Source organism: Sulfitobacter sp. 1A13421 (assembly GCF_043557285.1).
GTDB classification, from domain to species: domain Bacteria; phylum Pseudomonadota; class Alphaproteobacteria; order Rhodobacterales; family Rhodobacteraceae; genus Sulfitobacter; species Sulfitobacter faviae.
On record NZ_JBIFFQ010000002.1, the window covers coordinates 422,465 to 448,230 of the forward strand.

Here is a 25,766-nt window from a genome sequence, read left to right on the forward strand (position 1 = left end):
GAGGTTGTTGACCCTAGGGCAACAATGGACCCGCCGGTGGGGCGACTGATTCCGCGCGCCCGAATCGCGAAAACCGGTGCCCTTATATGCTCTGTCAGCAATGGCGTGAAAAATCAGTGAATGTTTCCAAGCGTTTTGCCGGACGCGAAACACCGGAGCCGAAAATACGGCCAAATTACGGCACTGTTTCGCACCTCGTGACAATGCACCCGCCCCGCTTGACGGGATTCCCCCCGCGGCGGTAGCCTCCTTTCACGATGTCTTTTCGGGGTGGGAAGGGCATCATTGTGGCACTGCCGAAGGGGTTCGCTCTTTCGCAGTCCGGCCGGCGTCCACCCCATTGTAGACGCCCAGCAGTACAGCCGGGCCGCGACGAGAGGATGCAGGATGACCGCAACGGACCGGACCAAAGGGCTTCGCTGGGATTGCGCCACCGGTCTGACGTCGGCGAAGGCCGACGATGTCCCCGGCCCTCAGGGTGCGCTCGTCCCCGATACATTGCATGACTGCGACCAGATCGCCGTGGTCTATGACAAGGGCCAGACCCCGCCGCGCATCACCATCGCGCAGGTCTCGAACTCGGTTCACACGGTTTTGGCGGATGGCGTCGCTGTGGCGGTGGTGGCGCGGGCCAATGGCCCGGCGCCTTCGGCCAGCGATGTGCTGCTGGTCGAGCGGAGCTGCTAGCGCTCAGCGCCCCTGAAACTTGGGGCTGCGCTTTTGGGTAAAGGCCGTCACCCCCTCGGCGAAGTCCTGCGACTTGCCGCAGCGGCCCTGCGCTTGGGCCTCCAGCGAGAGTTGATCCTCAAGCCCATTGTCCCATGACGCGCGGATCGCCTTCTTGGCCTCGGCATAGGCAGCGGTCGGGCCGGCGGCCAATTGCGCGGCCTTGGCACGCCAATGGGCATCGAATTCCGCGTCCGGCACGGCCTGCCAGATCATCCCCCAATCATCGGCCTGACGGGCGGTGATCTTATCGGCAAAGAGGGCCGCCCCCATTGCTTTGGCCATGCCCATCTGCCGTGGCAGCGCATAGGTGCCGCCCGCGTCGGGGATCAGACCAATGCGGGTGAAAGCCTGCATGAAATAGGCGCTCTCGCTCGCAAAGACGACGTCAGCGGCCAGCGCGATATTCGCCCCTGCCCCTGCCGCCGGGCCGTTCACGGCGGCGATCGTCGGCACCGGGCAGTTGTTGATGGCGCGCAGCAGCGGTGCGTATTCTTCGCGCAGCGTTTTCTCCAGATCGGCCACGCCGCCCGCCCGATCGGCCAAGTCTTGGCCCGAGCAAAAGGCACGCCCGGCCCCCGTCAGAACCACGACCCGCGCCGCGCGCCCGCCTTCGGTCACCGCATGGGTCAGCTCCGCCCGCATCTGGGTGGTGAGCGCGTTCATCTTATCGGCGCGGTTCAGCGTGATCAGCGCGACATCGTCGGTCAGCGCATAGGTGATCGTTTCATAGTCCATCTTGCTATCCTCGATTGCTTGGCCGCAGCATATCAAAGCAATGTGCCGCTGCCAGTGCAACGGGGCGTCAGCGGTCGAGAATATCGCGCAGGCGGGCTTCTTCTTCTGCCGAGAGGGGCGCTTCGCTTGGGGTTTTGCTGCGGGCGCGGCCGCGCAGATAGATCACGCCCAGCCCCCCGGCCAGCAAGAGCATCAGCGGCCCCGCCCCCCAAAGCAGCCAATTGGCCCCCGTCGCCTGCGGGTTCAGCAGGACATATTCACCGTATCGGTCGACGATGAAATCCACCGCCTCCTCATCGCTGTCGCCCGCCACCAGCCGCTCGCGCAGCAAGATGCGCAGGTCACGCGCAAGGCTCGCGTTGCTCTCATCAATGCTTTCGTTCCGGCAGACAAGGCAGCGCAGACCTTGGCTCAACTCCCGCGCGCGGGCCTCCAACGCGGGATCGTCGAGCACTTCGTCAGGCTGCACCGCCCAGAGGGGGCTGGCGAGCAGGGTCAGGATCAGCAGCAGCCGTTTCATTCCGCAGGCACCCCCGTCGGTTGCTTGCGCGCACCCGCCGCGACCCGGAAGCGCCGGTCGCTGAGGCTCAGAACCCCGCCAAGCGCCATGAGCGCGCAGCCGATCCAAATCCAGTTGGTCATCGGCTTGATATAGGTCCGCACGGCCCAGCCACCGCCGTCCTGCGCATCGCCGATCACCACATAGACGTCCCGCGCAAGGTTATAGTCGATCGCCGCCTCGGTCGTCGGCATCTGCGCGACGGGGTAGAACCGCTTTTCAGGCCGCAGGGTCGAGATTACCGCGCCGTCCTGCGCCAGCGTAATCTCGGCCATGGTGCTGAGGTAGTTCGGCCCCCGAACCTCGCTCACATCCCGCAGGGTCAGCGTGTAGCTGCCAACGTCAAAAGGCGCGTCGATCCGGGCCACGCGGATGTCATCCACGGCCCAAGCCATCAGCCCCGCGATCCCGGCCATGGTGACGCCCAGCCCGCCATGCGCCGTGGCCTTGCCCCAATCCGCACGCGGCAGGCGGCGCAACCGGCGCAGCTTGCCCGGGCCGCGCCCAAGACGTTGCATCACATCCACCACGGTGCCCATCACCAGCCATGCCCCAAGGAACAGGCCCACAGGCCCCAGCAGGCCGCGCCCGGTCTGCATGGCAAAGGCCAGCCCCCCAAGTGCCAGCGCCAGCAGGAAGACATAGCGCAACGGGTAGAGCGCGCGCATGATCTTGGCCCGTTTCCATGGCATCGCGCTGCCAATCGGCAGGATCAGCCCGAGCGCTACCATGAAAGGGGTAAACGCGGCGTTAAAGAACGGCGGCCCGACGCTGAGTTTCCGGTCCAAAAACATCTCAGCCACCAGCGGCCACATGGTACCGACGAAGACCACGAAACAGGCCACTGCGAGCAGCAGGTTGTTCACCACCAGTGCCGTCTCACGGCTCAGCAGAGCAAAGACGCCTTTCGCCTCCAGCGCCGAAGCGCGCAGCGAATAGAGCACCAGCGCCCCACCGGTAAAGACCCCCAGAATGGCCAGAATAAAGACCCCGCGCTCGGGGTCGTTGGCGAAGGCATGGACGGAAGTCAGCAGGCCAGAGCGCACGATGAAAGTCCCGATCAGCGAAAAGCCGAAGGCGAGGATGGCCAGCAGGATGGTCCAGCTTTTCAAGCTCTCGCGTTTCTCGACCACGATGGCGGAATGCAGGAGCGCCGCCGCCAAAAGCCAGGGCATGAAGCTCGCGTTCTCAACCGGATCCCAAAACCAGAAACCGCCCCAGCCAAGCTCGTAATAGGCCCACCAAGACCCAAGCGCGATGCCGATGGTCAGAAACACCCAAGCCGCCAGCGTCCAAGGCCGCACCCACCGGCCCCAAGCCGCATCCACGCGCCCCTCGATCAGCGCCGCCACGGCAAAGCTGAAGGCCATGCTGAGACCGACATAGCCGAGGTAAAGAAACGGCGGGTGGAAGGCCAAACCGGGGTCTTGCAAGAGCGGATTCAGGTCTTGGCCGTCAAAGGGCGGCGTGCCCATGCGCAGAAAGGGGTTCGAGGTGAAAAGGATGAACGCCAGAAAGGCCACCCCAATCGCCGCCTGCACCGAGAGCACCCGCGCGCGCAGCCGCGGCGGCAGGTTGCCGCCAAACCACGCGGCCATCGCCCCGAAAAGCGCCACGATCAACACCCAAAGCAGCATCGACCCTTCGTGATTGCCCCATGTGCCGCTGATTTTATAGAGCATCGGCTTGGCGGAATGGCTGTTGGCCACCACCAGTTGCAGGCTGAAATCCGATGTAACAAAGGCCCACATCAGCGCGCCAAAGGACAGGGCGATCAGGATAAATTGCGCCGCCGCCGCCGGTTCGGCCACCGCCATCCAGCCCGTGCGGCCCCGCCAAGCACCCCACATCGGCACCACCATCTGTACAAGCGCGACGCCAAAGGCGAGCACAAGCGCGAAATGTCCAAGCTCTGTAATCATGGGCCGGACTATAGGGGGCCGAAGCCCCCTAAGCCATGGCAAATCAAACGTGAAAAACGGTCAATCGGTCGCAGTCAGGCGCGGCTGCGACGCCAAGCATCAAGGGCCGCATTCTCCGACGGCGCAACCGCGGCGAGGGCCAGACGGCTGTCGGCACCGGTGTCGGCCACCTGAGGGCTGTCGGCGCGCATCTCGCGTAAGGCTTCGATATTCTCGACCACCTGCGGCACCCGCGCGATGGAGCCAACGATGGCACGCTGAAACTCCTGCGATTTTACCTGCTGCCGCGCGCCGAAATAGAAAGAGACGATCACCCCCAACAACCACCAAAGCGGCTCGGGCACCAAGGCGATCCCCTGCATCCGTTCGGCGAACCATAGCGGATTGACCATGGCGGTTACGAACAGGCCGAGCGTGCCGAGCGCCAGCATCGGGCGCGGCAGCCGGTTGACCCCATCCATGAAGTGGTCAAAGCTACCTTGCCGCGCTTGCGCGAACTCGGCCCAATATTGCGCCATGGCTTGGCCCTGCACCGCATGGGCGCGCTGCGCCCCGGCCTCGGCATTCTCGCGGAACACTTCGACCGTGTCGCGGATGACGTTCCGCTCACCGCCGAAGATTGTCGTGAAGATACGTTCGATCAGCCCCATTGTGCCACCCTCCGTGCGAAATCGGCGTCGCTCATGTGATACCGCGGGGCGATGAACTCCTCCGCGCGCCGGATCCAGCCGCCCTTGCCGCCTGCCCGGCTGCGCGCGTATTTGCGGCTGGCGGGGCGGCGGTCGGCAAGGCGGAAGTAGTAGTTGCGCCGCGCGATTCCGTAAGCATCCACCAGATGATCCGGGGCGGCCTGCCAGGCGGCATGTGCGGCGCGGATCGTCTGCGGGCCGATCGCCCCGTCAACGGCGATGTCCTGCCCCATCTCGCGCAGCAGGCTTTGCAGGATTTTCACCGCGTTGCTGCCAGCGTTGACATACATGTCGAAAACGCTCGGCTGCAAAGGCGCGGGCAGTTCGGCGATCCGCGGCGCGTTGAAGTAATGCCGGACAAAGATATCGACCGCCTGCGCGCGGCCAAGGCGGCGCACATCCGCCACATCGACCGCCCCATCGCCGGTCAGGTCCAGCCCCAAGCGGCGCATGGTATGGATCGTCACCCCGTATTTCGTCGCCCCGCCGGGGTCGTCGGGGTCATTCACAAAGCCGCCCTCGCGGGCGACGATGGCGCTGGCGATCTCACGCACGGACTGCATCGCGGCTCTCCTGTTTTGCATGCAAACAGGCTCCGCCGGATTGGTTAACCGATGCTCACGCCCCCGCGCGTTGCGCAGCCATTAGCCTTCGGATTCGCGATAAACACCCTGCTCTTTCAGCGCGTCCGTCACTTCCTTGGGCATGTAGGTCTCATCATGTTTTGCAAGGATTTCAGTGGCTTCGAACACGCCGCCGACATAGCTGCCGGTGCCGACCATACCTTGGTTTTCTTCAAAGAGATCCGGCAAAACGCCGGTGAAAACCACCGGGATAGAGGCCCCGCCATCGGTCACGGCAAAGCTTATCTGCTCCCCCTGCCCGCGCTTGAGCGACCCTTCTTCAACCAACCCGCCGATGCGGAACACCTCTGTCGGGCCGGGCGGCTCGGCGATGACTTGGCTCGGGGCGCGGAAATAGTTGATCCCGTCACGCAGCGCATAGCCGATCAGTGCGGTCGACAGGACCAAGGCCACCGCCGCCACGGCGATGATCTGGATCCGGCGCTGTTTTTTGAGGCTCTTCATGGGAAAAGCGGGGCCATCATCAGCCCCTCGGTTTCCGGCAGACCCAGCATCAGGTTCGCGTTTTGCAAGGCTTGCCCGCTGGAGCCTTTGGTCAGGTTATCCAGCGCCGCGACCACCGTTGCCCGCCCGGTCTGACGGTCGGCCACCACGCCGATATGACAGAAGTTCGAGCCGCGCACATGCCGCGTGCTGGGCGCCTCGCCGAAGGGCAGCACCTCGATAAAGGGTTCATCGGCATAGGCTTTTTGCATTGTCTCATAGATCACCTGCGCATCACCTTTGACATAGCAGGTCGCCAGAATGCCGCGGTTCGCAGGCACCAGATGCGGGGTGAATTGCACCTGCACGGGCCGTCCTGCAAGGGCTGAAAACTCCTGATCGAACTCCCCCAGATGCCGATGCGTGCTGCCAAGCGCATAGCCGTGATAGCCCTCGCTCAACTCCGCATGCAGCAGGTTTTCCTTGAGCGAGCGGCCAGCACCGGAAACGGCACATTTCAGGTCCAGAATGATATCGTCCAAGTCAATCGCCCCCGCCGCGATCAGCGGGCGCAGCGCAAATTGCCCCGTGGCCGCATTGCAGCCCGTCCCCGCCACCAGCCGCGCGGCGGCAATCTCTTCGCGGTAGAATTCGGTGAGGCCGTAGACAGCCTCTTTCTGCTGCTCAAGGGCAGCATGTTCATTGCCGTACCACTTGGCATAATCCTCAGGGTCGCGCAGGCGGAAGTCGGCGGAAAGATCGACGATCTTCAGGTCTTTCGGCAGCGCCGCGATCACCTCTTGGCTGGTCTTATGCGGCAATGCGCAAAAGCACAGGTCAATCTGGGAAAAATCGATTTCATCAATCGTGACTAGTGTGGGCAGATCGAGATGGCGCAGATGGGGAAAGACCTCGGCCATGGTCTGGCTCGCCTTGGAATTTGCGCCCAAAGCCTTGATCTGCATAGAAGAATGGCCAGCGATCAGCCGGATGAGTTCTGCCCCGGTATAGCCGGAGGCGCCAAGAATGGCGATGTTTTGGGTCATGGTATGTCCCCTTGTTCGGAACGAAATGTAATTGGAGTTCAGGCGGCAGTGAATGTGATCTGTCGTCGCAGGAACTGCGTCGCGCGGTCGCTTACCCGGGCGGGATCACCGGTGGTAAGAAAGGCCGCCTCGCCACTGCCGATCATATCGGGATGCCGCTCAAGGTAATCGGCCAAGGAGTCCGCCACCAATTCGGCCTGACTGAAGACTTTGACCTGCCCGCCCAAAGCCGCCTGAAAGGCGTCCTGCATCAGCGGGTAATGGGTGCAGCCAAGGATCGCCGCATCGGGGCTGGGCATCTTGCGCTTCAGCGCGTCGACATGGCTGCGCACCAGCGCTTCGGCAAGGATCATGTCGCCTTCTTCGATGGCATCGACCACCCCGCCGCAGGCCTGCGCCTCAACATCCACACCGATGGCGCGGAAAGACAGTTCACGCTGAAACGCGCGGCTTGCCACCGTGGCGGGAGTGGCGAAGAGCGCCACATGGTTGACGGCCACCTCGCGCGGGGGGGAGTTGTCGCCCCACTGCCGCTCGGTCATCGCTTCGATCAAGGGCACGAAAACCCCCAGCACCCGCTTGTCGCGCGGGATCCACCCCTCTTGCATCCGGCGCAGCGCGGCGGCAGAGGCGGTGTTGCAGGCAAGGATCACCAGATCGCAGCCCGCATCGAACAGCCGCTGCACGGCGGCGCAGGTCAGCTCATAGATGTCATCGGCGTCGCGCACGCCGTAGGGCGCATGGGCGCTGTCGGCGAGGTAGACAAAATCCACCTCCGGCAGCCGTTCTTGCACCTTGTTCCAGACGGTCAGCCCGCCCAGCCCCGAATCGAAAATACCAACTGCCATGGTCTGTCGTCACCTGTCGGCTCTATGCCGTTCCTCAAACTCGTAACCGAGGCCCAGATATTGGCTCGGCTTTGGTGACAACTCATAGGTGGCTTTGCGCAGGAAATCCATCATCGCTTTTGCGTCCCCTGCGAGCGGGTCGAGCGTGGTGCGCGGGATCGGGTCGCCGATAGCCACGCGCACGGGCGTATCGACGCGGGCGCGGAACTCTTTGATCAGCAGGCCCATGCGCAGGTTGGCGTGCAGGTGACTGGCGATTTGGAACAAGCGGCTGGTGTGGCCGTCAAAGTAGATCGGCACCACAGTGGCGTCAGACTTGGCGATCATCCGCGCCGTGAAGCTGCGCCAGCCGGGGTCCATCGGCTGCGAAAAGGGCCGCGCGGCGGTGCTGACGGTGCCCCCGGGAAAGATACCAATCGCCCCGCCCTGCGCCAGATAATTCAACGCGGTCCGGCGGGTGGCGAGGTTGAGCGCCAGTGCGGCGCGGTCTTCGGCAAAGCTGATGGGCAGCAGATGATGCGCCAGATCCGGCGCTTGGCTAAAGACCGCATTGGCCATGATGCGAAAATCGCCGCGCGTCTGGCTCAGGATATGGCCCAGCATCAGCCCATCCAGAATGCCGTAAGGATGATTGGCGATCAGAATGATCGGCCCCCGCGTCGGGATATCCGCCAAAGCGCCGCGCATCACGTCCAGCGTCAGACCACAGCGCTGCACCATCGCATCGAAAAATCCCAGCCCCGCGGCCAGATCGTCTTCGTAGCCTTCGGCCCGTTTCAGCAGGGAGACGCGGCCGGTGGTGTTTTCCATCAATCGGATGAGCGCCCTCCCGCCCCGGGTTCGGGCGGAATGGGCATAGCTTATGTCACGGGCGTAGGTCACATCTCGGCCTCAGGATCGTCTTGGCGGACACTTTAGGGCAAAGATGTAACAGCGGTATTACTCCGCCGCCTTGGCCGTGGCCGTGCCGCCTGCGCGGATCACCGCCAGCAGTTCTTCGCGCCGTTTCGCGGCCTTCGCCTCATTGGCTTGTTTGACCGGCCCGAAGCCGCGGATTTGCAGCGGCAGTTCGGCCAGCGCCACGATGGCGTCGCGGGTCTGGTCGGTCAGCTTTGGCAGCACCTCGGCCATATCGGCCTCATATTGCTTGATCAGCGCACGCTCCATTTTGCGCTCGGCGGTATAGCCGAAGGGATCGAGCGGCGTGCCGCGCAGCCCTTTGAACTTCGCCATGACCCGCAGCGGCCCTTCCAGCCACTGGCCGAACTCACGCTTCTGCGGACGGCCATTCGGCCCCATCTTCGAGATTAGCGGCGGCGCCATGTGAAAGGTCATATTGAAGTCGCCATCGAACTGCGCGCGTGCCTTGTCGCGGCTGGTGATCAGCAGGCGGGCGACCTCGTATTCGTCCTTGTAGCTCAGGAGCTTATGATACCCCAAGGCCACCGCCGCTTTCACGTCACGGTCTTCGATACCGTCGAGCATCTTGGTATAGCGTTTGGCCAGCCCCTTGCCCTGATACTCGGTCAGGTGGTTCTCGCGGAACGCGATCTTCTCGTTCAGCGATTTGGGCAGTTCCACCACGTTGTCAGGCTGGCTGACCGCTTTGGCATCTTCGGGGTTAAGCACGGCCCAACGGCCAATCTCAAACGCGCGTTTGTTCCGCTCCACCGCCGCGCCATTCATCTCGATCGCCTGCATTAGGCTTTCAAACGTCAGCGGCAGCAAGCCCCGCTGCCATGCGGCACCGAAGATCATCATGTTGGAGAAAATCGAGTCGCCCAAAGTCGCCTTTGCCAGATCGGAAGCGTCGAACATCGCCACGTCATCCTTCAACCGCGCCTCAAGCGCGAGGCTCAGCCGGTCGTAGGGCATCTGGAACTCGGTATCGCGGGTGAAGTCGCCGGTGATGATCTGGTGCGAGTTGACCACGGCCCCGGTGCGCCCGGCGCGGGTCAGCCCCAGCGTCTTATGACCGGCGGACACCACCAGATCGCCGCCGATGAGCGCATGCGCTTCGCCGGTGGCCACACGGATCGCGCTGATGTCCTCGGGGCGTTCGGCCAGTCGGCAGTGGATATGCACCGCACCGCCCTTCTGTGCGAGGCCGGCCATCTCCATCATGCCCGCGCCCTTGCCGTCCAACTGTGCCGCCTGCGCCAGCAGCGCGCCGATAGTCACGACGCCGGTGCCGCCCACGCCAGTGATGACGACGTTATGGGTGCCGTCGATCTTGGGCAGGTCGGGCATCGGCAGGTCGGGAATGCTGAGATCGGTAGTCGGGTCCTTGCGGATCTTGGCGCCTTCCAGCGTCACGAAAGAGGGGCAGAACCCGTCGAGGCAGGAGAAATCCTTGTTGCACTGCGACTGGTCGATGGCGCGTTTGCGGCCCAACTCGGTCTCGTTCGGCACCACGGCCACGCAGTTCGACTGCACGCCGCAATCGCCGCAGCCCTCGCAGACGTCCTCGTTGATGAAGACGCGCTTGTCGGGGTCCGGGAACAGCCCGCGCTTGCGGCGGCGGCGCTTCTCGGCAGCGCAGGTCTGGATGTAGACAATAGCGCTGACGCCCTTGTGCTTGCGGTAGGCCTTTTGCACGTTCGGCATCTCGGCCCGTTCGTGGATTTCGACACCCTTGAAGCGTGTCAGGTCTACGTCTTCCTTCTGGTCGTAGACAACCGCGACGTTCTTCACGCCCATCGCCTTCAACTCTTCGACGATGCGGTAGGCGTCAAGGTCGCCTTCGTTGTGCTGCCCGCCGGTCATGGCAACCGCATCGTTGTAGAGAATCTTGTAGGTGATGTTCGTCCCCGCCGCGATGGCAGCACGAATGGCCAGCACGCCGGAGTGGTTGTAGGTGCCGTCACCGAGGTTCTGGAACACATGCTCGGTATTCGAGAACGGCGCCTCCCCGATCCAGTTCGCGCCCTCGCCGCCCATATGGGTAAAGCCCGTGGTCTCCCGGTCCATCCACTGCACCATATAGTGACAGCCGATGCCCGCATAGGCGCGCGAGCCATCGGGCACTTTGGTCGAGGAGTTATGCGGGCAGCCGGCGCAGTAATACGGCAGACGGGCCGCGATATCCTCGGCATTGTCCGAGCGGCGCGCTTGGTTGAGCGCCTCAAGGCCTGCGCGGATGCCATCGGTCTCGCGGCCCTCCTCCAACAAGATGCCGCCGATCTTCTCGGCAATCAGGATCGGGTCGAGCGCGCCGCGCGTCGGGAAGAGCTCTTCGCCATGCTCCATGCCCGCGCCACCCTTGTGCCAGCCGTAGACGCGGCGGTGGGTGTCGTTGAACAGCGCTTCCTTGATCTGCACCTCGATCAGCTTGCGCTTCTCCTCGACCACAACCACCAGATCGAGCCCATCGGCCCAGTCATGGAAGCCCTGCATGTCGAGCGGGAAGGTCTGGCCGACCTTGTAGGTGGTGATGCCGAGCCGCTCGGCCTCATTCGCGTCGATGTTCAGAAGGCTCATCGCATGCACGAGGTCGAGCCAGTTCTTACCCGCCGCGGCAAAGCCGATCTTGGCGCCGCGCTTGCCCCAGACGCGCTTGTCCATCTTGTTGGCATGCGAAAACGCCTCGGCCGCGAAGCGCTTGTAGTCGATCATCCGCGCTTCCTGCAGATGCGGCGTGTCGTTCAGCCGAATGCTGAGGCCGCCGTCGGGCATGTCGAACTCAGGGAGCACCAGCTTCATCCGGTTCGGATCGCCGTCGACCACGCTGGTGGCCTCCACGGTGTCCTTCATGGTCTTGAGACCGACCCAGAGACCCGAGAACCGGCTAAGCGCCCAGCCGTAGATGCCGTAGTCGAGGATTTCCTGCACACCGGCCGGGGAGACCACGGGCATATAGGCATCGACCATGGCCCATTCGGATTGGTGCAATACGGTAGAGGATTCGCCGGTATGGTCATCCCCCATGGCCATCAACACACCACCATGGGGCGAAGTGCCCGCCATATTCGCATGGCGCATCACATCGCCGGTGCGGTCCACGCCCGGCCCCTTGCCGTACCACAGGCCGAAGACGCCGTCGTATTTCCCCTCCCCGCGCAGTTCCGCCTGCTGGCTGCCCCAAAGCATGGTCGCCGCGAGGTCTTCGTTCAGACCCGGCTCGAAGCGCACGTTGTAGTCAGTCAGGAACTTCTGCGCGCGCTGCATCTGCAGGTCCACGCCCCCCAGCGGGCTGCCGCGGTAGCCGGTCACATAGCCCGCGGTATTGAGCCCCGCCGCCCGGTCGCGCGCCGATTGCATCATCATCAGGCGCACAAGCGCCTGCGTGCCGTTCAGCAGCACCGGGCTTTTATCGAGGTCGAAACGGTCGTTGAGTGAAATCTTTTGCGTCGTCATGGCGGGCCCTCCCTAGCACGTCAGTCTTGCATGATTGCCCGGATTATAGGTCACAGTTACTGACCTGTATAGCAGTTATTCCGCAACGGCGGTCCCGTAGGCGACGGTTTGTGCTGTTTTCTCCCGGCTATTAAGGTAGGAGAAAGGCTGGGCAAGGAAAGTACGGGCCATGGATTGGGACAAACTCAGAATTTTTCACGCCGTGGCCGATGCGGGGTCGCTGACCCATGCGGGGGACAAGCTCAACCTGTCGCAATCCGCCGTCAGCCGACAGATTCGCGGGCTGGAAGAGCAGCTTAACACCAACCTCTTCCACCGACATGCGCGCGGGCTGATCCTGACCGAACAAGGCGAGCTTTTGTTCGACGCAACCTCCGCCATGGCCAAACGCCTCGACGCCGCCGCGGCGCGCATCCGCGACAGCGAAGAAGAGGTTTTTGGCGAGCTGCGCGTCACGACGACGACCGGCTTCGGCACCCTTTGGCTCGCCCCGCGCCTGCCCAAACTCTACGAGCAATACCCCGACCTCAAAGTCGACCTGATGCTCGAAGAACGCGTGCTCGACCTGCCGATGCGCGAGGCCGACGTGGCGATCCGCATGAAGGAACCGAGCCAGGCCGATCTGGTCCGCAAACGGCTGATGTCGGTGCGCATGGGCCTCTACGCCAGCCCGGAGTACCTCGAGAAACACGGCACGCCCGCGCGTATGGAGGATATGACCGATCACCGGCTGATCTGTCAGAACACCGACAGCGATCAGGTCGGCGCGGGACTGCAACTCGTCAAAGAGCTGATGATGTACGACCTGCGCTCGCTCTTGACCGTGAACAACTATTTCGGCGTGCTCCAAGGCGTGGTGCACCACCTTGGCCTCGGCGTGCTGCCCAACTACCTGATCCAAGACTTCCCCCATATCGTGCAGGTCATGCCCGATATCGAATCCGCCGAGGTGCCGGTCTACCTCGCCTATCCAGAAGAGCTGCGCCAATCCAAACGCGTCGCCGCCTTCAAGGATTTCGTTCAAGAAGAGATCATTACCTACCGCAAGCAATGGCGCGAACGGGTGGAGGGCGAAGGCTAAACCGCAGCCCATGGCCAGCCATGCAATAGGCGCATATCGGCCATGATGCCTTGCCATGTTAATTAGCCTTGATTTGAGCAGCCCTGCCTCCTATTTCACCATCATGAAGATTGACAGCCTGAGGGCGCGTCGCTTCATACCTCCCTGTTGGACTTGGCCGAGCTTTTAGCTCGGCCTTTTTTTTGGCGCGTCGCCTTCTTTCAGCCCGCAGGCGGCCAAAGCCACTTCCCCCCCGGCATTTCCCCTTGTATGAGGGCGCAAACGCGCCAGCCGGGGAATTTCCATGCAAGATCCAGCCATCACGCCCGACCTCATCGCCAGCCACGGGTTCACGCCTGAGGAATACGCCGAGGTCGTCAACATCCTCGGGCGCGAGCCGAACTACACCGAGATGGGTATTTTTTCGGCCATGTGGAACGAACACTGTTCCTACAAATCCTCCAAGAAATGGCTCCGCACCCTGCCCACCGACGGCCCCCAAGTGATCTGCGGCCCGGGCGAGAATGCGGGCGTGGTCGACATCGGCGATGGCCAAGCGCTGGTCTTTAAGATGGAAAGCCACAACCACCCCTCCTACATCGAACCCTACCAGGGTGCGGCGACCGGCGTCGGCGGCATCCTGCGCGATGTCTTCACCATGGGCGCGCGCCCCATCGCGGCGATGAACGCGCTGAGCTTCGGCCGCCCCGATCACCCCAAAACACGCCAGCTTGTGCACGGCGTCGTCGAAGGCGTCGGCGGCTATGGCAACTGTTTCGGCGTGCCAACCGTTGGCGGCGAAGTGCGTTTCGACAAAGCCTATGACGGCAACTGCCTCGTGAACGCTTTCGCGGCAGGCTTAGCGGATGCCGACAAGATCTTCTACTCCGCCGCCTCCGGCGTGGGCATGCCCGTGGTCTACCTCGGTGCGAAAACCGGCCGCGACGGCGTCGGCGGCGCCACCATGGCCAGTGCCGAATTCGACGACACCATCGAAGAGAAACGCCCCACCGTTCAAGTCGGCGACCCCTTCACCGAAAAGCGCCTGATGGAAGCCACGCTCGAGCTGATGGCCACCGGCGCCGTGATCTCGATCCAAGACATGGGTGCTGCGGGCCTCACCTGCTCTGCCGTGGAAATGGGCGACAAAGGCGGTCTCGGCGTGCGTCTCGACCTTGAAAAGGTTCCGACGCGCGAGCCGCATATGACCGCCTATGAAATGATGCTCAGCGAAAGCCAAGAGCGCATGCTCATGGTGCTGCGCCCCGAGCTTGAGGCCGAGGCCAAAGCCGTCTTCGACAAATGGGACCTCGACTTCGCCATCGTGGGGGAAACCCTCCCCGAAGACCGCTTCCTCATCTGTCTCGATGGTGAGGTCAAAGCCGACCTGCCGCTGTCGAAACTCGCCTCCACCGCGCCCGAATACGACCGCCCTTGGGTGGAAACACCCGCCGCCGCCGCGCTGACCGATGCGCCCAGCATCGACCCGATCGAAGGCCTGCGCGCCCTGATCGGCTCCGTGAACCACGCCTCGAAAGACTGGGTTTACGAACAATACGACACGATGGTCATGGGCGATACGGTCCGCCTGCCCGGCCTCGGCGCGGGCATCGTGCGGGTGCATGGCACCGACAAGGCGCTGGCCTTCACCTCCGACGTGACCCCGCGCTACGTCAAGGCCAACCCCAGCGAAGGCGGCAAACAGGCCGTCGCCGAAGCCTATCGCAACCTCTGCGCGGTTGGTGCCAAACCGCTGGCGACGACCGACAACCTCAACTTCGGCAACCCCGAAAAGCCCGAGATCATGGGCCAGTTCGTCGGCGCCATCAAAGGGATCGGCGAGGCCGTGGGCGCGCTCGACATGCCCATCGTTTCCGGCAATGTCTCGCTCTATAACGAGACCGACGGCAAGGGCATCCTGCCCACGCCCACCATCGGCGCGGTCGGCCTGATCGACAGCCTCGACCAAGTCATCAGCAACCAATTGCGTGAGGGCCATGTGGCTCTCCTGATCGGCACGACTGGCAGCCACCTCGGCCAATCCGCCCTGCTCGCCGAAGCCTTCGACCGGGCCGAGGGCGACGCCCCCCATGTCGACCTCGCCACCGAACGCCGCCACGGCGAATTCATCCGCGCCCAAGCCAGCCAAATCTCCGCCTGCACCGACCTCGGCGACGGCGGCCTCGCCCTCGCGGCCTTTGAGCTGGCTGAAACCGCAGGCATCGGCGTGGAAATCGAAAGCGAAGACACCGCCACCCTCTTCGGCGAAGACCAAGCCCGCTACCTCGTCGCCTGCACCGCCGACGCCGCGGAAACCCTGATCGCCGCGGGCAAGGAAGCGGGCGTACCGGTCACCGCCGTCGGCGCCTTTGGCGGCAACAAGATCAGCTTCGGCAGCGCCTCCGCGCCCCTGTCGGACCTGCGCACGATCTACCGGACCACTTTCGCCCAGACCTTCGCCTGAACCTCTGGTTTCGGAGCCGCCCTTGCTTGAGACCAAACGGTCGCGCGCAGGGCGGCGGGGCAGGCTAAATCGCCGAGGGGCCCCTTCAGGGGATACGGCTATTTCGATTGAACCGACGACAGGCGGGTGACAGGCCGGGATCAATCAAGGGTGGGTCCGAAACCCCTCTGGTTTTGGAGAGACCCGCAGCCCTCCGCCTGCCCCTCATTGGCTAAACCTCTGCGTTCAACCCCGCCAACATCCGCGCCTTCTCCCCCGCATCATCGGGGCGCGAGATCGCCTCGGCCAGCGCTTCCAAAGATGCAATCGAATGCCCGGCGCGAAAACTATCGACATGGGGCAGCATCGCACGAATGCCCGCTGCCTTGGGCGCGAAACCGTCCCAGCGAAGCAGCGGGTTCAGCCAAATGACCCGCCGCGCGGTCAGCTGCAACCGCTGCATCTGCCGCGCCAATTCCGCCGGGTCGTCCCGGTCCAGCCCGTCGGTGATCAACAAGACCACCGCCCCCTGCCCCATGACCCGCCGCGACCAGTCTCGATTAAAGGCTGCCAGCGCCGCGCCGATACGCGTGCCGCCCTCCCAATCCTGCGCCTGCGCCCCCGCCGCGGCGAGCGCCGCATCCACATCGCGGGTGGCGAGATGCCGGGTGATATTGGTCAGCCGGGTGCCAAAGGTGAAACCATGCACCTGCGCCCAGCCTTTGCCCCTGCGGTTGGCCACCGCATGCAGAAAATGCAGGATCACCCGGCTGTATTGGCTCATCGAGCCGGAAATATCGCACAGCACGACGAGGTTCGGATAGCGCGCGCGCGGTGTCTTCCGATAAAGCCGGTCCGCCTCTCCACCCCGCCGCAGCGCTGCTTTCATCGTGCGCGCCATGTCGATCCGCCCCCGCGCCGCCGCCACATTGCGGCGGCTTGGCATCGGCGGCACCGGCAGGTCGAGCTTGGCCAACATCCGTTTCGCCTCGGCCATTTCCGCGAGGCTCATCTGTTCGAAATCTAATGTCCGCAACCGTTCCCGCGCGGACATGGTCAGGCTTGCATCCACCTCGACGAGGGTCTCCTCTGGCTGAGGCGCGTCCTCCCGCTCCGGCGCCTCGGCCCCGTCCAACAGGGCCTCTGCCGCGCGTTTCTCGGCGGGCGTGGCGGGGCGATCCTCTTGCACGCCGCGGATCGCGGGCAGCATCGCGGCCATCATATGCTCCAAATACCGCGGGTCACGCCAATAGAGCCGGAATATCTGCGCAAAGACCCGCGCCTGTTCGGGGCGGCTTACGAAACAGGCGTGGAGCGTCCAATAGAAATCACGGCGGCTGGTGAAGCCCACGGCAGCGACGGCCTCCACCGCCTCTACCACCCGCCCGGGACCGATTGACAGCCCCGCCCGGCGCAGGGCGCGGGCAAAATGGGTGATATTCCCCGCCAGCTTGGGGTCGTCAGGCAGGTCCAAAGGTAGGTCTTCGGCCATCGCGCTCAGGCAGGCGCCAGCGATGCGCGGGCCTGAGCGAGAATGCGCGCCGCCTCGGAGCCTTGCAGCTTGGCGATGTCATCTTGATACTTCAGCACAGCCCCCAGCGTATCGGCGATAACCTCGGGGCTGAGCGTGGTGACATCCAAGGCCAGCAGGCATTTCGCCCAGTCAATCGTTTCCGCCACGCCCGGCTTCTTGAACAGATCCTCGGTCCGCAATTGCTGGACAAAGGCCACCACCTCGCGGCTAAGCGCCTCTGCCGCCTCGGGCGCGCGGGCGGCAAGGATCGCCATCTCGCGCGCCACATCCGGGTAATCGACCCAGTGGTATAGACAGCGGCGTTTCAGCGCGTCATGCACCTCACGCGTGCGGTTCGAGGTCAGGATCACAATCGGCGGCTCGGGCGCGCGGATCGTGCCAAGCTCGGGGATGGTCACCTGAAAATCGCTCAACGCCTCCAACAAGAACGCCTCGAAAGGCGCATCGGTGCGGTCTAACTCGTCGATCAGCAGCACCGGGGCGCCGTTCTCATCCGGGCGCAGCGCCTGCAACAGGGGGCGTTCGATCAGGTAGTCGTCACTGAACAACTCCTGCGTCAGTGCGCGCCGGTCAGCGCCGCCGCCTGCCTCCGCCGTGCGGATCGCCACCATCTGAGCGGGAAAATTCCATTCGTAAACCGCGCTGGAGGCGTCGAGCCCCTCATAGCATTGCAACCGGATCAACCGCCGCCCCAGAGCGGCGGCCAGCGCCTTGGCGATCTCGGTCTTGCCAACGCCCGCCTCGCCCTCCAGAAACAGGGGCCGCCCCAGCGTGAGGCTCAGGAACACCACGACCCCAAGCGCGCGGTCGCAGACATAGCCCTCAGCGCTCAGCATCTCTTGGACCGCGTCGATCGTATCAATGTTTTTCATGGCCCCAGTGGTGCATTCCCACCCCGCCCCGTCAAGAGGGCAGACCGCGCGGCGGCAGATTGACGGGATTTCCCCGCGCTGGCATAGTCCCGTGCAATAAACGACGGCTTCCGGCAACAAGGGGGCCACAGGGGCGGATATGGGACAGAGCATTATCATCGCGATCCGGCGCGGCGGGGTCTGACATGCGCATCACCGCTGTCACCTGCGTCAAGAACGAAGGCCCGTTTTTGCTGGAATGGATCGCCTTCAACCGGGTGGTCGGGGTCACGGATTTCCTATTCTACTCGAACGATTGCAGCGATGGCACCGATGCCCTGCTCGACGTGCTTGCCCGCCACGGTATCGTCACCCATCTGCCCAATCCGGCCACCAATCGAAACTACCAGATGCAGGCGCTCAAGGATGCGCGGCGTCACCCCATCGTCACACAGGCCGATTGGGTCTGGATCGCCGATGTGGATGAGTTTCTGAACATTCATGTCGGCGACCACCGACTGCCCGCCCTGATCACGGCCTGCGGCAACCCGCAGGCGATCTCGCTGCATTTCCAGTTCTTCGCCAATGGCGGGGTCGAGGATTTCACCGACGCCCCCGTCATCGCGCAATTCACCCATAGCCATAACCCTGATATCTGCTGTGCGGATACGGCGATTGAAGTTAAGACCTTGGTCCGGCACGACTTTCCCTTGGGCTACTACGGGGCGCACCGGCCCTTCCACGACGACACGAAGCATCAGCCGCATTGGACCGATGGCGCAGGCCGACAGGTGCCTAAGCCCTTCCGCAGTGCCGCCACCAAACGGCGCATCCGGGCCTTTCCCGCCCGCGGTGCACGGCGCTTTGCCACGCTGAACCACTACGCATTGCGCTCGCTCGACAGCTATCTGGTCAAGAACGACCGTGGCGACGTGAACCGCGAACACCGCGCTTTTGACGACAGCTATTGGCGCGACCGGAACGATGCAGCTTGGGAGGATCGCTCGATCCAGCGCTACCTGCCCGCCTTGAATGAAGAGATCGACCGCCTAAAAGCGCTGCCCGGCGTCGCCGATCTGCATGCCGCCTCCGTGGCGGCCCACCGCGCGCGCCGCGACGCGCTGCTGACCGATCCCAGCTACCGCGAAATGCAAGCCCAACTGCGCGCAGCCAGCCCGTTCTGCGCCGCCGAGGCCCGGATCCGCGCCGAGATCGGCCTCACATGACAGGGCCGCGGATCGTCAACCTCGGCCTGCCCAAGACCGGCACCACCACGCTCACGGATGCGCTGCGCCACGCCGGGCTCAAGGTCGCGGACTGGCGCATCCGCAAGGGCCAAAGCACCTCTCCCGAGATCACCGGCGCGCATGTAGGGCGGATCATCTATGCCGACTACTTCGCCAGTGGCGACCCGCTGGCGCGGCTGCATGAGTTCGACGTGATCAATGAGATGAGCGCCGTGCGCCATGACCGCAGCCTTTGGCCACAGACGGATTGGGGCGTGCTGAACGCCATCCAGCACCACCACCCCGAGGTCAAGTTTCTACTCTCGCACCGTGATCCGGCCAGAACGGCCAACAGCATGATGCGCTGGAATAATCTGGGCCGCCGACGCTTGCCGCAAGCCGATGTGCCGGGGCTGCCCCGCGGCTTTGGCCGCGACGAGGCCGAGCTTGCCCGGTGGATCGAAGGGCATTTCGCCTTCTGCCGCCGTGTCTTTGCCGGTTGTGCCAACTTTCTGGAGTTCGACATCGAAGACACCGAGGCGCGCGACAAGATCGCAAATTATCTTGAGATCGACTTGCCGTGGTGGGGCCAAAGCAACACCGGCAAAGCGGAGGCCGAGTGATGCGGCTGACCCTCTTCATCGGTCCGACCGAACGTGCTGCCGCCCGGCTGCGCAACATCCTGCATCAGCAAAAGGACGCGTTGCTTAAACAGGGGGTTCTAGCCGCCGATTGGAACCACGTCCGCCTCTATGCCGCTTGCGCCGCCCCGGAAGCGGTGGGGCTGCTACGGCACCGCCGCGGCTTGGACAGCCCCCTGATCGGCACCACCCTGCGCGATGAATTTCACGCGCTGATCCCCCATGAGCTGGCCGCGACCCGCGCCGATCATGTGGTGCTGAGCGCGGCGCAACTGGGCAATCTGCTGTCCCGGCCCGAGGAGCTGCGCGCCCTACACGATCTGCTGCGCCCCTATTTCGACGACATCCGCGTGGTCGCCCATCTGGATGAACAGGCGCGGACGCTGGTTGCGCATTACGGCTTTGCCGTGGCCGAAAGCCGCCGTCACCCGCTAACGCAGGAACTGGCCTTGGCCGAGCGCGACGACTGGTGGCATGGCGCGCTTGCCCAGAGAGAGACCGCCCCGGATTTCGGCCTTTTCCCCGAGGTGCAAGCCCCGCCCTTTTGGCTCGATTATCAAGCACTGCACGCCCATTGGGCCGCCGCCTTCGGAGCCGAGAACATCACTTTTCGCCCGCTCGACCTGCCCCATCTTATGTCAAAGGCCGGGGCCAGCGAGATCACCGAGAGCTTGGGCCTTTCCACGCCCCTCGGCCCCGTCGCTCCCGGCCGCGCCCTCGCAGCCCTGCCCGCGCCTTGGCTGATGCGGATGCGGCAGTTCAACGATGTGCTGATCCGCTATCAACAGGCCCATGACCTCGCCTGCCCGCGCAGCACATGGAGCCAGATGTTGCAGGCGCTGCAAATCGGCGGCCCCGTGATCAAACCCGGGAGCCTGGCCGCGATCTCTGACCATTTCGCCCGCGACAATGCCGCGCTCATCGCCCGTTTTCCCGCGCTGGATCAGGCGCTTGCCCCCGATGCGCCCGAGGCTGCTTGGCAAGAAGCCGACCCCCAGTTCGGCTTTCGCGCCACCCAATACCTCGCCGCCTTCGCCCACCGCATCCGCAGTACCGCGACCCCGCTCGCGCAAAAACGCGCAGATGCCAAGGAGGCCCGCCGCTCCGCGGCGATGTTCGAGGCGCTATTGCACGATCCCGACGCCCCCGAAGAGACACGCGCCGCCAATGCCCGGCTCCTCACCCGGCTGAAGGTCAACCACGAAACCATTCTGCGCGGCCCTTTCCGCCCCCACAACGGCGCAGCCCCTGCGGGCGAAGACGAGCCCGCGCCCGCCTATACCGCCGTGCCCCCGCGCGCATTGCCGCCCGGCAACAGCGGCAATGTCATCGTCGCTTGCATGAAAAACGAAGCGCCCTATATCGTCGAATGGGTCTCCTATCACCGCGCTGTGGGCTTTGATAACTTCCTGATCTACACCAATGATTGCAGCGACGGCACCGATGCCGTTTTGGGGCGTCTGCAAGACATGGGCATTCTCCAGCACCGCAACAACGACGATTGGAAAGGCAACTCCCCCCAACAACACGCGCTGAACCAAGCGCTGGAGGAACCGCTCGTCCGCCAGGCGGAATGGATCGCGCATATCGATGTGGACGAATTCGTCAACATCCGCACCGGCAACGGCAGGCTCGAAGACTTCTTCGCCGCCGCCCCCGAGGCCACGAATATCGCGATGACGTGGCGCCTCTTCGGCCACAACGGTGTGACCGCCCTGTCGGAGGCCCCCGTGATCGGCCAATTCGACCACTGCGCGCCAAGCTTCTGCCCCAAACCCCATACCGCATGGGGGTTCAAAACGATGTTCCGCAACCTCGGCGCCTATGCCAAACTCTCCTGCCACCGACCAAACAAATTGGACGAGGCCTCGGTGCCCGAGGTCAAATGGGTCAACGGCGCGGGCCGCGACATGACGCGCGACGCGCTGCGCAACGGCTGGCGGTCCTCGCGCAGCAACGTCGGCTATGATCTGCTACAGTTGAACCATTATGCCCTCCGGTCAGCCGACTCCTTCCTCATCAAACGCCAGCGCGGGCGCGCCCTTCACGTCGACCGCTCCATCGGGATCAACTATTGGATCCGAATGGACTGGAACGACCACCGCGACCTGTCGATCCAGCGCAATTTGCCCCGCCTGCGCGCCGAGATGAACCACCTCCTCACCGACGCCCAACTCCGCAAACATCACCAAGCGGGCCTCGACTGGCACCGCGCCAAGTCCGAAGAACTGCGCCAGACACCGGAGTTCCGCGATCTCTACCGCCAAGCGCTTAACATCAAGTTAACCGCAACCGAACGCGCCGCCTATGCCCTTGCCCTTAATATGGAAAGCTGACCCGTGACACAGGCCGCGCCCCCGTCTGAACCCAATTTCATCCACTCCCGCGGCATGAAGTTTCCCGACGATCCGGCGATCCTGCGCGGGCGGGTCCGCAAGCTGCTGCGACAGAACGCCTATGAAGCCAAGGAGAGTGAGGCCGCGCTGCGCGTCGTCCGCGAAGGCGACAGGGTGATCGAACTAGGCGGCGGGGTTGGCTATATGTCGACGCTGGTGGCCAGCAAACGCAATGTTGCCTTGGTCCATAGCTTTGAGGCGAACCCCAACCTCATCCCCTATATCCGGCGGGTCCACGCAGCCAACGGCCTGTCCAACGCCCATGTCACCAACGCGATCCTCGGCCCCGCCCCCGGCAAGGCGGATTTCTATGTGCGCGACCGCATCCTGTCGTCTTCCCTGACCCGTTTCAAAGACGAAGACCCACCTGAAACCCATCAGATCGACGTGCTCGACGCGGCTCAAGTCTTTGCCGACCTCACCCCAAGCGTTTTGATCTGCGACATCGAAGGGGCCGAGGTCGATCTGATCCCCAATCTGCCCCTCGAGACCCTCCGCGCCGCGATCATCGAATTGCACCCGCAATGGATCGGCCCCGAGGGCGTAAACAAGGTCTTCGCCGCCTTCATGCAGGCGGGCATGGCCTATTATCACCGGGGCTCGCACAATAAAGTCGTGGCTTTCCGCCGTAGTTGGTGACGCCCCTTCCCTAGCCGCGCCCCCGGAAAACCGTCACATTCTCTTCAATTTCTCACGGATTTTCCGCATTTTCGCCCTAATATCCGGCTACACCCAGCTGAAACGGCGGTTCTGCCCCGCCCCGACAAGCCCGAGGATGCCCGATGCCGCGCGAGACGCCCACGATCGAAAGCTCACTGGCCGATATGCCCAAGCGCAAATGGCTGCGCGCGATTGAGGCCGTCGCCGAAGAAGATGGCTATTTCCAATCTCTGGGTAAAAGCCACTTCTCCGCCTTCATCGAGCGTGAGACGACCCTGCTCGTCACCTTCGAAACCTACCAAGGCATGCATGCGCTCTCTGACAAGGCGCAGCCCTTGGGCTGGGACATGGTGCGCAATCACGATTGGTCGCATCTGTGCCTTGCCAGCGACGGAGACACATGGTTCCGCGCCGAAGAGGTCTATGCCTATTTCGACCGGCTGATTGACGACGGCTTCTTCGACGAATTCGATCAAGTGCTCTTCTACGGCGCGGGCCCCTGCGCCTATGCTGCCGCCGCCTATTCCGTGGCCGCCCCCGGCGCGGCAGTGGTGGCGATCCAACCGCAGGCCACGCTCAACCCGCGCATCACCGAATGGGATGACCGTTTCGCCGATATGCGCATCCTCGATTTCACGTCCCGTTATGGATATGCGCCCGATATGCTCGACGCCGCCGAACGGGTCTTCGTCCTCTATGACCCGCGCGAGAGGCTCGACGCGATGCATGCGGCGCTCTTCACCCGTGCCAATGTCACCAAATTGCGGATGCCCTTCATGGGCGATGCGCTGCAAACCGACCTGCTAGAGATCGACCAGCTCGACCCGCTGTTGCAAGCCGCCGCCGAGGGCACGCTGGACGCAACCCGCTTCGCCGCCCTCTACCGCGCGCGGCGCGATTACCTGCCCTATCTGCGCAACCTCAGCCAAGCGATCAACACCCAAGGGCGCGAACTGCTGCTCGAAGCGCTCTGCGCCAATGTCTCGGCCCGGATGAAAGCCCCCCGCTTTGCCCGCCGCCTCGAACGCATCCGCGCCAGACGCAAGGCCCGTGTGGCCGAGGCCGCGACCGCCACCGGATAGGTTTTCAATCTGGCGCGCGGCCCCGCGCTGTGCTAGCCCCGCGCCCATGACACAAAGCCTCACGATCCGCCGTCCCGATGACTGGCACCTGCACCTGCGCGACGGCGACATGCTGCGCGCCGTGGTCCCGCACAGTGCCCGCGATTTTGCCCGCGCCATCATCATGCCCAATCTCGTGCCCCCCGTTGTGACAGGCGCCCAGGCCGCCGCCTACCGCGACCGGATCATGGCCGCCCTGCCAGAGGGCGCGGATTTCACGCCCCTGATGACCCTCTACCTGACCGAGGAGACGGACCCCGACGATGTCGCCCGCGCCCATGCTGAAGGGCTGATCCACGCCGTCAAACTCTATCCCGCAGGCGCCACCACCAACTCCGCCAGCGGCGTGTCGAACTTCGACAATGTCGCCCCGGTGCTCGACCGCATGGCCGAAATCGGCCTGCCCCTTTGCACCCACGGCGAGGTTACCGACAGCGAGGTCGACATCTTCGACCGCGAAGCTGTCTTCATCGACCGTGTGCTCGACCCGATCCGCCGCGCCCACCCCGCGCTGCGCGTGATCATGGAACATATCACCACCGCCGAGGCCGCCGACTATGTGCGCAGCAACGCCAGCGGGCTTGCTGCCACGATCACCACGCACCACCTCGTGATCAACCGCAACCACATCCTCGCCGGTGGCATCCGCCCGCATTATTACTGCCTGCCGGTCGCCAAACGCGAGACCCACCGCCGCGCCCTGCGCCAAGCGGCCACCTCCGGCGATCCGCGCTTCTTCCTCGGCACCGACAGCGCGCCCCATACCGATGGCGCGAAACTCCAGCCCTGCGGCTGCGCGGGCTGCTTCACCGCCCCCAACACGATGTCCATCCTCGCTCAAGTTTTCGAAGAAGACGGCGCGCTCGACAAGCTCGAAGCCTTCACCTCGCTCAACGGCCCTGCCTTCTACGGCCTCCCGCCGAACGAAACACAGATTACCCTGCGCCGCGAAGCCCCGAGCCATCCGGTCAGCATCGACACGCCCGCTGGCCCGGTCACGGTCTTCGACCCCGGTTTTGATCTCCACTGGACCACCTGATCTTCATCCTTTCTTAAATACCGCTCCGACCTCTCCCCACCCAAGGACGCCTGCCATGATCCCCACCAGCCACCCAAGCCCCCAAGAAATGGCCCGCCTCACCGCGCGCATGTTGCTGGAGATCGGCGCGGTGCATTTCAACGCGGAGGAGCCCTTCACGCTGGCCTCGGGACTGCCGTCGCCCACCTATATCGACTGCCGCAAGCTGATCTCTCACCCGCGCATCCGGTCCACGCTGATGGATTTCCTCACCGTCACCGTCATGCGCGACGCGGGCTTCGAGGCCTTCGACAATATCGCCGGGGGCGAGACGGCGGGCATTCCCTTTGCCGCCATGGTCGCCGAACGGATGGCCCTGCCGATGACCTATGTGCGCAAAAAGCCGAAAGGCTACGGTCGCAACGCGCGGATCGAAGGTGAGATGACGCCGGGACAGCGCGTGCTGCTGGTCGAGGACCTGACCACCGATGGCGGCTCGAAACTCAGCTTCGTCGACGCGATTCGCGAAACAGGGGCGACCTGTGCCCATACGGCGGTGATCTTTCACTATGGCATCTTCCCCCAGACCGAAAAGACCCTTGGCGACCATGGCGTTACGCTCCACGCGCTCTGCACATGGTGGGACGTGCTGGCCGAGGCCCGCGCCCAAGGGGCCTTTGACGCCGCCACGCTGACGGAGGTCGAAGCCTTCCTGAACGCCCCGCGCGATTGGCAGGAATCCCGCAAAAGTTAACCGAATTTTCGCAAGATGTTGACCGAAGGCCCCACCACAAGGCAAAATGTGGTGGGGCCTTTTGTCGGTAAAGATATCCACAAAAGATACAATTTGCGCCGGGCGAACCCA

The 25,766-nt window shown here is 63.9% G+C and carries 22 protein-coding genes; 10 read left to right on the plus strand and 12 right to left on the minus strand.

Annotated elements, in window-relative coordinates; genetic code table 11:
• Window positions 1-387 precede the first annotated feature (387 nt).
• The gene (locus ACGYLI_RS05835; protein WP_322327618.1) at window positions 388-687 is read left to right on the plus strand and encodes a hypothetical protein; all 300 of its coding nucleotides are present in this window, start codon (window positions 388-390) and stop codon (window positions 685-687) included.
• Between the two features lie 3 nt (window positions 688-690).
• Here the strand turns inward: ACGYLI_RS05835 and ACGYLI_RS05840 are convergent, their stop codons facing one another.
• The 10 genes from ACGYLI_RS05840 to ACGYLI_RS05885 form a co-directional block, all read right to left on the minus strand.
• The gene (locus ACGYLI_RS05840; RefSeq protein ID WP_394418008.1) at window positions 691-1,464 is read right to left on the minus strand and encodes an enoyl-CoA hydratase-related protein; all 774 of its coding nucleotides are present in this window, start codon (window positions 1,462-1,464) and stop codon (window positions 691-693) included.
• Window positions 1,465-1,531: 67 nt separating this feature from the next.
• Entirely contained in the window at window positions 1,532-1,984 is a 453-nt protein-coding gene (locus tag ACGYLI_RS05845; RefSeq protein ID WP_322327616.1) for a cytochrome c-type biogenesis protein, read from the minus strand.
• Window positions 1,981-3,945, minus strand: a complete 1,965-nt coding sequence (locus ACGYLI_RS05850) for a heme lyase CcmF/NrfE family subunit (RefSeq protein WP_394418011.1) — start codon at window positions 3,943-3,945, stop codon at window positions 1,981-1,983. The genes ACGYLI_RS05845 and ACGYLI_RS05850 overlap by 4 nt, the downstream gene beginning before the upstream one ends.
• A 74-nt stretch (window positions 3,946-4,019) precedes the next feature.
• Window positions 4,020-4,595, minus strand: a complete 576-nt coding sequence (locus ACGYLI_RS05855) for a holin family protein (protein ID WP_394418014.1) — start codon at window positions 4,593-4,595, stop codon at window positions 4,020-4,022.
• Window positions 4,586-5,197, minus strand: coding sequence for a holin-associated N-acetylmuramidase (locus tag ACGYLI_RS05860; RefSeq protein WP_394418017.1), 612 nt, complete (start codon window positions 5,195-5,197; stop codon window positions 4,586-4,588). Before ACGYLI_RS05860 ends, ACGYLI_RS05855 begins: the two co-directional genes overlap by 10 nt.
• Window positions 5,198-5,278: 81 nt before the next feature.
• Entirely contained in the window at window positions 5,279-5,722 is a 444-nt protein-coding gene (gene ccmE / locus ACGYLI_RS05865) for a cytochrome c maturation protein CcmE (protein WP_394418020.1), read from the minus strand.
• A complete protein-coding gene (argC, locus tag ACGYLI_RS05870; RefSeq protein WP_394418023.1) occupies window positions 5,719-6,747 on the minus strand; it encodes an N-acetyl-gamma-glutamyl-phosphate reductase in 1,029 nt (342 codons plus the stop codon). The genes ccmE and argC overlap by 4 nt, the downstream gene beginning before the upstream one ends.
• Window positions 6,748-6,785: 38 nt before the next feature.
• Window positions 6,786-7,595 carry a glutamate racemase gene (locus ACGYLI_RS05875; protein ID WP_394418026.1) on the minus strand — a complete coding sequence of 270 codons (810 nt, stop codon included), beginning with the start codon at window positions 7,593-7,595 and terminating at the stop codon, window positions 6,786-6,788.
• A 9-nt stretch (window positions 7,596-7,604) separates the two neighbouring features.
• Window positions 7,605-8,477: a lysophospholipid acyltransferase family protein gene (locus ACGYLI_RS05880; protein ID WP_394418029.1), complete on the minus strand. Its 873-nt coding sequence runs from the start codon at window positions 8,475-8,477 to the stop codon at window positions 7,605-7,607.
• A 57-nt stretch (window positions 8,478-8,534) separates the two neighbouring features.
• A complete protein-coding gene (locus tag ACGYLI_RS05885; protein WP_394418031.1) occupies window positions 8,535-11,951 on the minus strand; it encodes an indolepyruvate ferredoxin oxidoreductase family protein in 3,417 nt (1,138 codons plus the stop codon).
• 169 nt (window positions 11,952-12,120) lie between these two features.
• On the opposite strand from ACGYLI_RS05885, the gene ACGYLI_RS05890 reads away from it, so the two are divergent.
• Both ACGYLI_RS05890 and purL read left to right on the plus strand, forming a co-directional pair.
• Window positions 12,121-13,032: a LysR family transcriptional regulator gene (locus ACGYLI_RS05890; RefSeq protein ID WP_067260717.1), complete on the plus strand. Its 912-nt coding sequence runs from the start codon at window positions 12,121-12,123 to the stop codon at window positions 13,030-13,032.
• A 283-nt stretch (window positions 13,033-13,315) separates the two neighbouring features.
• Entirely contained in the window at window positions 13,316-15,475 is a 2,160-nt protein-coding gene (purL, locus tag ACGYLI_RS05895; RefSeq protein WP_394418034.1) for a phosphoribosylformylglycinamidine synthase subunit PurL, read from the plus strand.
• A 211-nt stretch (window positions 15,476-15,686) separates the two neighbouring features.
• Here purL and ACGYLI_RS05900 read toward each other — a convergent pair whose 3' ends face one another.
• Both ACGYLI_RS05900 and ACGYLI_RS05905 read right to left on the minus strand, forming a co-directional pair.
• The gene (locus ACGYLI_RS05900) at window positions 15,687-16,946 is read right to left on the minus strand and encodes a VWA domain-containing protein (RefSeq protein WP_394418037.1); all 1,260 of its coding nucleotides are present in this window, start codon (window positions 16,944-16,946) and stop codon (window positions 15,687-15,689) included.
• Between the two features lie 5 nt (window positions 16,947-16,951).
• Window positions 16,952-17,860 (minus strand): AAA family ATPase, encoded by a 909-nt coding sequence (locus tag ACGYLI_RS05905; protein WP_394418040.1) that lies wholly within the window; start codon window positions 17,858-17,860, stop codon window positions 16,952-16,954.
• A gap of 185 nt (window positions 17,861-18,045) precedes the next feature.
• Here ACGYLI_RS05905 and ACGYLI_RS05910 point away from each other — a divergent pair, with 185 nt between their 5' ends.
• The 7 genes from ACGYLI_RS05910 (at window position 18,046) to ACGYLI_RS05940 (ending at window position 25,655) form a co-directional block, all read left to right on the plus strand.
• Window positions 18,046-19,065, plus strand: a complete 1,020-nt coding sequence (locus ACGYLI_RS05910; RefSeq protein ID WP_394418043.1) for a glycosyltransferase family 2 protein — start codon at window positions 18,046-18,048, stop codon at window positions 19,063-19,065.
• Entirely contained in the window at window positions 19,062-19,688 is a 627-nt protein-coding gene (locus tag ACGYLI_RS05915; protein WP_394418046.1) for a hypothetical protein, read from the plus strand. The genes ACGYLI_RS05910 and ACGYLI_RS05915 overlap by 4 nt, the downstream gene beginning before the upstream one ends.
• The gene (locus tag ACGYLI_RS05920; protein WP_394418049.1) at window positions 19,688-22,042 is read left to right on the plus strand and encodes a glycosyltransferase family 2 protein; all 2,355 of its coding nucleotides are present in this window, start codon (window positions 19,688-19,690) and stop codon (window positions 22,040-22,042) included. Before ACGYLI_RS05915 ends, ACGYLI_RS05920 begins: the two co-directional genes overlap by 1 nt.
• Window positions 22,043-22,096: 54 nt before the next feature.
• Window positions 22,097-22,741, plus strand: coding sequence for an FkbM family methyltransferase (locus tag ACGYLI_RS05925; RefSeq protein ID WP_394418051.1), 645 nt, complete (start codon window positions 22,097-22,099; stop codon window positions 22,739-22,741).
• A gap of 143 nt (window positions 22,742-22,884) precedes the next feature.
• Window positions 22,885-23,844 (plus strand): phosphoadenosine phosphosulfate reductase, encoded by a 960-nt coding sequence (locus ACGYLI_RS05930; protein WP_209217651.1) that lies wholly within the window; start codon window positions 22,885-22,887, stop codon window positions 23,842-23,844.
• A 46-nt stretch (window positions 23,845-23,890) separates the two neighbouring features.
• On the plus strand, window positions 23,891-24,922 hold the full coding sequence (pyrC, locus tag ACGYLI_RS05935) for a dihydroorotase (protein ID WP_394418054.1): 1,032 nt from the start codon (window positions 23,891-23,893) through the stop codon (window positions 24,920-24,922).
• A 55-nt stretch (window positions 24,923-24,977) separates the two neighbouring features.
• Window positions 24,978-25,655, plus strand: a complete 678-nt coding sequence (locus ACGYLI_RS05940) for an orotate phosphoribosyltransferase (RefSeq protein WP_322327598.1) — start codon at window positions 24,978-24,980, stop codon at window positions 25,653-25,655.
• The last annotated feature ends 111 nt before the right edge of the window (window positions 25,656-25,766 follow it).

Excerpts from the sequence above, each read along its gene's own strand:
- ACGYLI_RS05835 (WP_322327618.1), top strand. The coding sequence starts at position 388 with ATGACCGCAACGGACCGGACCAAAGGGCTTCGCTGGGATTGCGCCACC.
- ACGYLI_RS05840 (WP_394418008.1), bottom strand. The coding sequence starts at position 1,464 with ATGGACTATGAAACGATCACCTATGCGCTGACCGACGATGTCGCGCTG.
- ACGYLI_RS05845 (WP_322327616.1), bottom strand. The coding sequence starts at position 1,984 with ATGAAACGGCTGCTGCTGATCCTGACCCTGCTCGCCAGCCCCCTCTGG.
- ACGYLI_RS05850 (WP_394418011.1), bottom strand. The coding sequence starts at position 3,945 with ATGATTACAGAGCTTGGACATTTCGCGCTTGTGCTCGCCTTTGGCGTC.
- ACGYLI_RS05855 (WP_394418014.1), bottom strand. The coding sequence starts at position 4,595 with ATGGGGCTGATCGAACGTATCTTCACGACAATCTTCGGCGGTGAGCGG.
- ACGYLI_RS05860 (WP_394418017.1), bottom strand. The coding sequence starts at position 5,197 with ATGCAGTCCGTGCGTGAGATCGCCAGCGCCATCGTCGCCCGCGAGGGC.
- ccmE (WP_394418020.1), bottom strand. The coding sequence starts at position 5,722 with ATGAAGAGCCTCAAAAAACAGCGCCGGATCCAGATCATCGCCGTGGCG.
- argC (WP_394418023.1), bottom strand. The coding sequence starts at position 6,747 with ATGACCCAAAACATCGCCATTCTTGGCGCCTCCGGCTATACCGGGGCA.
- ACGYLI_RS05875 (WP_394418026.1), bottom strand. The coding sequence starts at position 7,595 with ATGGCAGTTGGTATTTTCGATTCGGGGCTGGGCGGGCTGACCGTCTGG.
- ACGYLI_RS05885 (WP_394418031.1), bottom strand. The coding sequence starts at position 11,951 with ATGACGACGCAAAAGATTTCACTCAACGACCGTTTCGACCTCGATAAA.
- ACGYLI_RS05890 (WP_067260717.1), top strand. The coding sequence starts at position 12,121 with ATGGATTGGGACAAACTCAGAATTTTTCACGCCGTGGCCGATGCGGGG.
- purL (WP_394418034.1), top strand. The coding sequence starts at position 13,316 with ATGCAAGATCCAGCCATCACGCCCGACCTCATCGCCAGCCACGGGTTC.
- ACGYLI_RS05900 (WP_394418037.1), bottom strand. The coding sequence starts at position 16,946 with ATGGCCGAAGACCTACCTTTGGACCTGCCTGACGACCCCAAGCTGGCG.
- ACGYLI_RS05905 (WP_394418040.1), bottom strand. The coding sequence starts at position 17,860 with ATGAAAAACATTGATACGATCGACGCGGTCCAAGAGATGCTGAGCGCT.
- ACGYLI_RS05910 (WP_394418043.1), top strand. The coding sequence starts at position 18,046 with ATGCGCATCACCGCTGTCACCTGCGTCAAGAACGAAGGCCCGTTTTTG.
- ACGYLI_RS05915 (WP_394418046.1), top strand. The coding sequence starts at position 19,062 with ATGACAGGGCCGCGGATCGTCAACCTCGGCCTGCCCAAGACCGGCACC.
- ACGYLI_RS05920 (WP_394418049.1), top strand. The coding sequence starts at position 19,688 with ATGCGGCTGACCCTCTTCATCGGTCCGACCGAACGTGCTGCCGCCCGG.
- ACGYLI_RS05925 (WP_394418051.1), top strand. The coding sequence starts at position 22,097 with ATGAAGTTTCCCGACGATCCGGCGATCCTGCGCGGGCGGGTCCGCAAG.
- ACGYLI_RS05930 (WP_209217651.1), top strand. The coding sequence starts at position 22,885 with ATGCCGCGCGAGACGCCCACGATCGAAAGCTCACTGGCCGATATGCCC.
- pyrC (WP_394418054.1), top strand. The coding sequence starts at position 23,891 with ATGACACAAAGCCTCACGATCCGCCGTCCCGATGACTGGCACCTGCAC.
- ACGYLI_RS05940 (WP_322327598.1), top strand. The coding sequence starts at position 24,978 with ATGATCCCCACCAGCCACCCAAGCCCCCAAGAAATGGCCCGCCTCACC.